This window comes from Microvirga sp. HS2, from assembly GCF_055792805.1.
Genome location: NZ_JBVVAJ010000048.1, coordinates 22707 through 30782 on the forward strand (window position 1 = coordinate 22707; position 8076 = coordinate 30782).

Genomic DNA, 8076 nt, shown 5'->3' on the forward strand with positions numbered 1-8076 from the left:
CGACGGGAGGCCGGGTCGCTTCTGTTGCCCTAAGCCGGTGCCCCGGTTCGATGTGCGGTCGCATGGGCGATCTGCGGATCTCAGTCTCGTTCCTCATCGTCTCGGAAACTCAGCTTCGGTACGGGGTTCGAGGATCTGCGACTCGTGATGCACGCATCAACAATCCGGATTGCATATCCCGCCCAAGGCGCGCACTCTGGCAAAAATATCAAGAACCCAGGTAGGGAAATGTCCCAGCTTGTCGAGAGCGATCTGACGCGGGTGAGCGAGATCATCAGGGCACAGGCTCCTCTGGACGGACCGACGCTGCCCATCCTTCATGCCTTGCAGGAAGAGTTTGGCTATATTCCGGAGGAGGCGGTGCCAATGATTGCTTCGGCCCTCAACCTGTCGCGCGCCGAGATCCAAGGAACCATCACCTTCTACCATGATTTCCGGCGTGCGCCCGCCGGGAAGCATGTCCTCAAGCTCTGTCGGGCAGAGGCCTGTCAGTCGATGGATGGTCCGCGGGTTGCGCGCTCCTTCCTGGAGAGGCTCGGCATCGGCTGGGGCGAGACGACAGCGGATGGCCGCCTGACGGTCGAGGGGGTCTATTGCCTGGGCCTGTGCGCCTGTGCCCCGTCCGCCCTTTACGACGGCGAGCCGATCGGGCGCCTCGACTCCGGGGTGCTCGACGAGGTCGTCCGGGAGGCGAGGGGGCTATGACCAGGATCTTCATATCCCAGGACGCGGCCTCCCTTGCCCTTGGCTCCCGCCGGATCGCCGCTCTCGTGACAGACGAGGCGTCCCGCCGCGGGCTCGCGCTGGACATCGTGACGACCGGCTCCCGCGGCCTGTTCTGGCTCGAACCTCTGGTGGAGGTCGAGACGCCCGAGGGCCGGATCGCCTATGGGCCGCTCAAGCCCGCCGATATCGCCGGATTGTTCGAGGCCGGTTTCCTTGAAGGTAAGGATCACCCGCTTCGCCTCGGCCGCCTGGAGAACCAGCCTTACCTGGCCCGCCAGACACGCCTGACCTTCGCCCGCTGCGGCATCGTCGATCCCTTGTCGCTCGACGATTACTGGAGCCAGGGCGGCTATGCCGGCCTCGACCGCGCGCTCTCCCTGGAGCCTCAGGCCATCGTCGACGAGGTCAAGCTCTCCGGCCTGCGCGGGCGGGGCGGAGCGGGCTTTCCGACGGGCATCAAGTGGGGCACCGTTCTCCACGCCGAAGCGGCACAGAAGTACATCGTCTGCAACGCGGACGAGGGCGACAGCGGCACCTTCGCCGACCGCATGCTGATGGAAGGCGATCCCTTCTCCCTGATCGAAGGCATGACGATCGCCGGATTGGCCGTCGGAGCCACCAAGGGCTTCATCTATATCCGGTCCGAATATCCGCATGCCTACCGGACCATGACGAAGGCCATCGAGATCGCCGCGAGGGCCGGCTATCTGGGGGCGTCCGTCATGGGCTCAGGCCGCGCCTTCACAATCGAAACCCGACTGGGAGCAGGGGCCTATATTTGCGGCGAAGAGACATCATTGCTCGAAAGCCTTGAAGGCAAGCGCGGAATGATCCGAGCGAAACCTCCCCTCCCGGCTGCGAAGGGATTGTTCGGTAAGCCGACGGTCGTCAACAATGTCGTCTCCTTAGGCACGGTGCCGTGGATCCTGGCGCACGGGGCGCAGGCCTATGCGGATTTCGGCATGGGCCGCTCGCGGGGCACGCTGCCGGTCCAGCTTGCGGGCAACGTCAAACGCGGCGGCCTCATCGAACTCGCCTTTGGCGCAACCCTTCGTGGGATCGTTGAGGATTTCGGTGGAGGAACTGCCTCCGGACGACCTGTGAAGGCGGTTCAGGTCGGCGGGCCTCTCGGTGCGTACTTCCCCGAGAGCATGCTCGACCTTCCACTAGACTATGAAGCGCTCGCGGCAGAGAAGGGGCTTCTCGGGCATGGCGGCATCGTGGTGTTCGACGACAGTGTGGATCTGGCGCGGCAGGCCCGCTTCGCCTTCGAGTTCTGCGCGGCGGAGAGCTGCGGAAAATGCACGCCCTGCCGCGTCGGCGCGGTGCGTGGTGTCGAGGTGATGGATCGGATCATTGCCTGTGTCGAGTCGGAGAAGAACTTCGAGGTTCTTCAGGATCTCTGCACCCTCATGACCGATGCCTCGTTGTGTGCGATGGGCGGCCTGACTCCTGTGCCGGTGATGAGCGCGCTCAACCATTTTCCTGAGGATTTCGACAAAGCGCCGCGCCTGTCCACGGCTGCCGAGTAATGGAGCGAAAGTCATGGCTCTGATGAGGGAAGTTGATTACGGCACGCCGGTCCGCGGTGCGGACCAGACGATTACTCTTACCATCGATGGGAAATCCATCTCGGTTCCGGACGGTACATCGGTCATGGCCGCCGCCATGATGTTGGGGACGGAAGTCCCCAAGCTCTGCGCCACCGACATGTTGGAGCCCTTCGGTTCCTGCCGCCTTTGTCTCGTCGAGATCGAGGGGCGGCGGGGGACGCCGGCCTCGTGCACGACGCCGGTCGAAGAGGGTATGGTCGTTCATACGCAGACCCAACGGCTCGCCGATCTTCGTCGCGGCGTGATGGAGCTGTATATCTCCGATCACCCGCTCGACTGCCTGACCTGTTCGGCCAACGGAGATTGTGAACTGCAGGATATGGCGGGCGCCGTCGGTCTGCGCGAGGTCCGCTACGGTTACGAGGGAGCCAATCATCTCGACGCCCCGAAGGATACATCCAACCCGTACTTCACCTTCGAAGATTCCAAATGCATCGTCTGCTCGCGTTGCGTGCGGGCTTGCGAGGAGGTGCAGGGCACCTTTGCACTGACCATTCAAGGCAGGGGGTTCGACTCGCGTGTCTCACCGGGAGGCCTGGACTTTTTCGGCTCGGAATGCGTCTCGTGCGGGGCCTGCGTGCAGGCCTGCCCGACAGCGACACTGAACGAGAACTCCGTCATCGCAATGGGGAAGCCGGAGCATTCGGTCATCACGACCTGCGCCTATTGCGGCGTCGGATGCTCCTTCAAGGCCGAGATGAAGGGCAGCACGGTCGTGCGCATGGTGCCCTACAAGGATGGCCAAGCGAACGAGGGCCATTCCTGCGTCAAAGGACGGTTCGCCTGGGGCTACGCGACGCACAAGGATCGGATCACCAAGCCGATGATCCGCGAGAGGATCACCGACCCCTGGCGGGAGGTCTCCTGGAACGAGGCTATTAATTATGCGGCCAGCGAGTTCAAGCGCATCCAGGCGCAATACGGCCGCGACGCCATCGGCGGGATCACCTCGTCCCGGTGCACGAACGAGGAAACGTTTCTGGTCCAGAAGCTGGTGAGGGCCGGCTTTGGCAACAACAATGTCGATACCTGCGCCCGAGTCTGCCACTCGCCCACGGGCTATGGGCTGAAGACGACGCTTGGAACATCGGCCGGCACCCAGGACTTCGCGTCCGTTGCGCATGCCGACGTCATCGTGGTCATCGGAGCTAATCCGACCGACGGGCATCCGGTTTTTGCATCCCGCATGAAAAGGCGCCTGCGCGAGGGGGCTCGTCTCATTGTCATCGATCCCCGACGGATCGATCTCGTGAGAACACCCCACGTGGAAGCGGACTACTTCCTGGCCCTGAAACCGGGAACGAACGTGGCGATCATCAATGCGCTTGCGCATGTGATCGTGACGGAAGGCTTGGTCGACGAAGACTACGTGCGCGAGCGCTGCGATCTCGATGACTTCCAAAGCTGGGCCCGTTTCATCGCCGATGAACGCCACTCGCCCGAAGCGGTGGAGCCCCTCACGGGTGTTCCGGCAGCCGATGTGCGGGCCGCCGCCCGCCTCTACGCTACCGGGGGAAATGCGGCGATTTATTACGGGCTTGGGGTCACGGAGCACAGCCAGGGCTCCACCATGGTCATGGGCATGGCCAATCTTGCCATGGCCACAGGGAACATCGGAAAACCCGGAACCGGCGTGAATCCCCTCCGGGGGCAGAACAACGTGCAGGGCTCCTGCGACATGGGCTCTTTCCCGCACGAGTTTTCCGGATACCGGCATGTGGCGGACGATGCCACGCGGCAAATGTTCGAGAGCCTCTGGGGGGTACACCTCCAGAGCGAGCCAGGGCTTCGCATTCCGAACATGCTCGATGAAGCCGTGGAAGGCACCTTCAAGGGCCTCTACATCCAGGGTGAGGATATTGCCCAGTCCGATCCCGATACGCAGCATGTGACGGCGGGCCTGAGGGCCATGGAATGCATGGTCATCCAGGATATTTTCCTGAACGAGACCGCCAAGTACGCCCATGTCTTCCTGCCGGGCTCCTCCTTCCTGGAGAAGGACGGCACCTTCACGAACTCGGAGCGGCGGATCAACCGGGTCCGGAAGGTGATGCCGCCCCTTGGCGGCATGGCCGACTGGGAGGTGACGATGGCGCTTTCCGACGCCCTCGGCTATCCCATGAACTATTCGCATCCCAGCGAGATCATGGACGAGATCGCCCGCCTGACGCCGAGCTTCGCGGGAGTGTCCTATGAGAAGCTGGATCGTCTCGGTTCCATTCAATGGCCGTGCAATGAGGCTGCTCCCAACGGAACGCCGATGATGCATGTGGGCCGGTTCGTTCGCGGCAAGGGCAAGTTCATGCTCACCGCGTTCGTGCCGACAGAGGAGAGGACAGGACCGCGCTTCCCGCTGATCCTCACGACAGGGCGTATCCTCACCCAGTACAATGTCGGCGCGCAGACGAGACGAACGGAGAACAGCCGCTGGCACGAGGAGGACGTGCTGGAAATCCATCCCTTCGATGCGGAGAGCCGGGGCGTCCTTGACGGCGACCTAGTGTCCCTCGAGAGCCGTTCGGGCGAGATCGCCCTGAGGGCCCGGATCAGCGAACGCATGCAGCCGGGCGTGGTCTACACGACCTTTCACCACGCCCAGACTGGCACGAACGTGATCACAACGGATTATTCCGACTGGGCGACCAATTGTCCGGAATACAAAGTGACTGCTGTGCAGGTGCGCCGCACGAACCATCTCTCGAACTGGCAGGATCACTTTGTTGAGGAGGACCGAACCCTGAAGCGGATCAGTACGAATGCCAACGCCGCCGAATAAGGAGAACTCTGAGATCCTTGACGCGGTGGAGGCATGGACAATCGTACTTGCGTCTGGTGGCAGCGGTCCTGTTCGAAGAGTGCAGCCCATTGCCTCGGAGATCCCGGTCAATCTCGTGTATGGCGGCATCCCGTTCGTGGTGATGACGACATCTCCTTCCAATCTGGAGGATTTTGCGGTGGGATTCAGTTTGACCGAAGGCGGGATGCAGGCTCCGGAAGACATTCGGGGAATTCGCCTTGAGCCCGAGGAGAGGGGGCTGCGTCTCGTCATCGAACCGACGCGCAACCGTCTTCACGAGCATCTCGCACGCGGGCGTGCCCTTGCAGAGCGGACAGAGGGATTGGGACACATTCGCTCACAGGATGTCGCTGCATGACGCCCGAGAAGCTCATTCGGATGGCCAATCAGATCGCGGACTTCTTCCGCCTCTATCCAGAGGACCAGGCCGTTAAAGGAATCCACGATCATCTCGTGGCATTCTGGACGCCTCGTATGCGTGCCGCGATCCTCGCATGTTCTGGACCAGATTGCGACAAGCTGGATCCACTCGTCAGGCGAGCATTACTTGATCTCAGAACGGGCAAGAGCCCGATCGAGAAGGAGATCGCAGGTCCGGAAAAGATCGGTGAGCTGGGCAGTGATGCCGGATGACGTCGGATCCTGGCAATGGAAAGGCGCGCCCGACATTGTGCGGGTTCGGTCAGCACACTTACCCTGTACCTGACGGCTTGGTGTTTTCCCATGGCGAGCACGTCCAGACCTAGTGAGGCTCTTTCATCGCCGTCAGTGGCCCGCAACCGGGATGCGATCCTGGCCGTGCTGCGCAGGGTTCTTCCGCTAGCCGGAACGGTTCTGGAGATCGCCAGCGGCACGGGCGAGCATGCGATGTACTTCGCGACTGCACTGTCGTATTTGACTTGGCAGCCGTCGGATCAGGACGAGCAGGCCCTGAGAAGCATCGCCGCCCATCGGGCGAGTTCGGGGCTGCCTAATCTTCTCGCGCCGCTCCCCCTTGATGCCGCCGCTCCTGATTGGCCCGTCGAGCAGGCCGATGCCGTTGTCGCCATCAACATGGTTCACATTAGCCCCTGGCGAGCGACGCAAGGTCTGATGGCCGGGGCAGGAAGGGTGCTCCCGGACGGGGGGGTGCTCTACCTTTACGGAGCCTACAAGGGGAACGGCACCCATACGGCTCCAAGCAACGAAGCTTTTGACGCTGATCTGAGACGCAGAAATTCAGAGTGGGGTATTCGGGACCTTGGAGCAGTGGCGGAACTCGCCGGAGGTCACGGGCTGACGCTCGTCGAGCGCGTTCCAATGCCCGCGAACAATCTCAGCCTTGTCTTCCGGCGCTAGGAACCTGCGGAGTTTGCTGATCTGTAAGGGCCGCTCTTGGCCCATCCCGGAAGTAGACCGAAATTCCGGAATGCGCCGACAAGCGGACCTTCCTCTGGCCTTTTGAATGTGCAGCTACTTAAGCTGTTCACTACAGGCGGCACTCATTGGTCATTTGAAGGTCTTAGGCTGGCCAATGTCCGATAAGTATGTAGGGTTATCGGGATTGCCGAACGCCTGAGTCCGGCGGTTAGATTGCTTGAGAGCCGCTACCAAGAATGGGGATGGCTCCAGGCAGCAATCTGGTTGATATCCTGAAGTAGGCGCGGGCGAAGACTGTCAGTGAGGGATTTTGTTTGCCCATTTAAGAGGGCGGGGCTTTCCTCATCTCGTCACAAAAGGCTTGACCCCGAACGCCTTCGCCCAACAACCTCATTAAGCCGGGAAAGTTGCGTAAGCCGTGGATCGCATATGGGGTAGGTCCAACCCATGCCGCTCCTATCTTCAAAGCCGGAGCAAGGGCAGGGGACTGCTGACTGCCCAATGAGCATCCACGGTGACCGGAGAGGGGAAGGGGAGGAGGCGAGAGCGGACCTTGTTACGACCGCGCCACACGGCGGGTTGGGAGGAGCGGCTCCGTTTTCTCCAACCAGGCATGAGTTGCGGCCTCGCGAGCCGTCTGCTCATCCTCAAACTCACAATCGGTAGGCTTCTCGAAGCCGCAGACGTGGCACTGCACGGCAGCGGCAAAACCACCATCGTTCGTGGCGAAGCTCAGGACAGAGGCTGCATCGCAGGAACATTGTGGACAGGACCTCTGGCCCATGCGGCTTTTCCTTTCCTAGCGATTGCAGCGGGTCGATGCGAGGCTAACGCCTCTAGGCCACTTTCGAGCTGAGAAGTCCGCGACACATTTGTGCAATGCAATATGACAGAGGGTCCGGGCAGGGGCAAGTTTCCCCTCGAAGCCAGTCGCGGATCAGATGAGTTCGCGCGCTGCGAGTTCGTACTTCAGATACGCATAGTAGATCGGGGCGGCCACCAGACCGGCAATGCCGAAAACAGCCTCCATGACCAGCATGGCCACGAGCAGCTCCCAAGCACGGGCGCTGATGTGAGTTCCCATGACATGGGCGTTCACAAAATACTCCAGCTTGTGAATGGCAATGAGAAACACCAGCGAGCTCACGGCTAGAGCCATTTCCGCTTACTCCGGTTCATATCCAGCAGCCCTGAAGTAGTTGGCGCATTCTTCCGGCGAGAACTCGTCGAGCAACTCGCCGATGGTCTGCCAGAGCGCCTCCTTCGTGCGGGCTGCTGCCTTGCGCAGCAGTGCCTTGAGCTTGGCAAAGGCGTTCTCAATCGGGTTGAAGTCGGGCGAATACGGCGGCAGGCGCTTTAACGTGGCCCCTGTTGCTGTAGCGCGACGCGCAAATCTACGAGTAAGGCGACGGCCAGATTTACGAGATGTCGCCTCCGGTTGAAGTCGACCTACCGTGTTGTCGGCCGAACTGAGAAACTGACCCCCTGACGAAACGAAGAACTGACCCCTCCTTGGCAGAGGAGGAATAGATGTCGACCGGGGTTTCAGTGGATCCTGCATTGTCGCGGACGATGCGGAGA

General features: G+C 61.5%; 8 protein-coding genes. 6 read left to right on the forward strand and 2 right to left on the reverse strand.

The window, feature by feature from the left end; translation table 11 throughout:
* Positions 1-228: 228 nt before the first annotated feature.
* The 6 genes from ACS5Q0_RS25045 to ACS5Q0_RS25070 all read left to right on the forward strand — a co-directional run bounded on the left by ACS5Q0_RS25045 (position 229) and on the right by ACS5Q0_RS25070 (position 6474).
* Positions 229-705, forward strand: coding sequence for a formate dehydrogenase subunit gamma (locus tag ACS5Q0_RS25045; RefSeq protein ID WP_473129371.1), 477 nt, complete (start codon positions 229-231; stop codon positions 703-705).
* Positions 702-2258, forward strand: a complete 1557-nt coding sequence (locus tag ACS5Q0_RS25050) for a formate dehydrogenase beta subunit (RefSeq protein ID WP_473129372.1) — start codon at positions 702-704, stop codon at positions 2256-2258. The genes ACS5Q0_RS25045 and ACS5Q0_RS25050 overlap by 4 nt, the downstream gene beginning before the upstream one ends.
* Positions 2259-2271: 13 nt before the next feature.
* A complete protein-coding gene (gene fdhF, locus ACS5Q0_RS25055; RefSeq protein WP_473129373.1) occupies positions 2272-5115 on the forward strand; it encodes a formate dehydrogenase subunit alpha in 2844 nt (947 codons plus the stop codon).
* Complete coding sequence (locus ACS5Q0_RS25060) at positions 5096-5494, forward strand: formate dehydrogenase accessory sulfurtransferase FdhD (RefSeq protein WP_473129374.1); 399 nt, start codon at positions 5096-5098, stop codon at positions 5492-5494. The genes fdhF and ACS5Q0_RS25060 overlap by 20 nt, the downstream gene beginning before the upstream one ends.
* Positions 5491-5769, forward strand: a complete 279-nt coding sequence (locus ACS5Q0_RS25065) for a formate dehydrogenase subunit delta (RefSeq protein WP_473129375.1) — start codon at positions 5491-5493, stop codon at positions 5767-5769. The genes ACS5Q0_RS25060 and ACS5Q0_RS25065 overlap by 4 nt, the downstream gene beginning before the upstream one ends.
* Positions 5770-5859: 90 nt before the next feature.
* Positions 5860-6474 (forward strand): DUF938 domain-containing protein, encoded by a 615-nt coding sequence (locus ACS5Q0_RS25070; protein ID WP_473129376.1) that lies wholly within the window; start codon positions 5860-5862, stop codon positions 6472-6474.
* 958 nt (positions 6475-7432) lie between these two features.
* On the opposite strand, the gene ACS5Q0_RS25075 is transcribed toward ACS5Q0_RS25070, so the two are convergent.
* Entirely contained in the window at positions 7433-7654 is a 222-nt protein-coding gene (locus tag ACS5Q0_RS25075; protein ID WP_473129377.1) for a hypothetical protein, read from the reverse strand.
* A gap of 6 nt (positions 7655-7660) precedes the next feature.
* Positions 7661-8076 (reverse strand): transposase (locus ACS5Q0_RS25080; RefSeq protein WP_473129378.1); only part of this gene is annotated, 416 nt, incomplete at its 5' end.

Excerpts from the sequence above, each read along its gene's own strand:
- fdhF (WP_473129373.1), top strand. The coding sequence starts at position 2,272 with ATGGCTCTGATGAGGGAAGTTGATTACGGCACGCCGGTCCGCGGTGCG.
- ACS5Q0_RS25065 (WP_473129375.1), top strand. The coding sequence starts at position 5,491 with ATGACGCCCGAGAAGCTCATTCGGATGGCCAATCAGATCGCGGACTTC.
- ACS5Q0_RS25075 (WP_473129377.1), bottom strand. The coding sequence starts at position 7,654 with ATGGCTCTAGCCGTGAGCTCGCTGGTGTTTCTCATTGCCATTCACAAG.
- ACS5Q0_RS25050 (WP_473129372.1), top strand. The coding sequence starts at position 702 with ATGACCAGGATCTTCATATCCCAGGACGCGGCCTCCCTTGCCCTTGGC.
- ACS5Q0_RS25060 (WP_473129374.1), top strand. The coding sequence starts at position 5,096 with ATGCCAACGCCGCCGAATAAGGAGAACTCTGAGATCCTTGACGCGGTG.
- ACS5Q0_RS25045 (WP_473129371.1), top strand. The coding sequence starts at position 229 with ATGTCCCAGCTTGTCGAGAGCGATCTGACGCGGGTGAGCGAGATCATC.
- ACS5Q0_RS25070 (WP_473129376.1), top strand. The coding sequence starts at position 5,860 with ATGGCGAGCACGTCCAGACCTAGTGAGGCTCTTTCATCGCCGTCAGTG.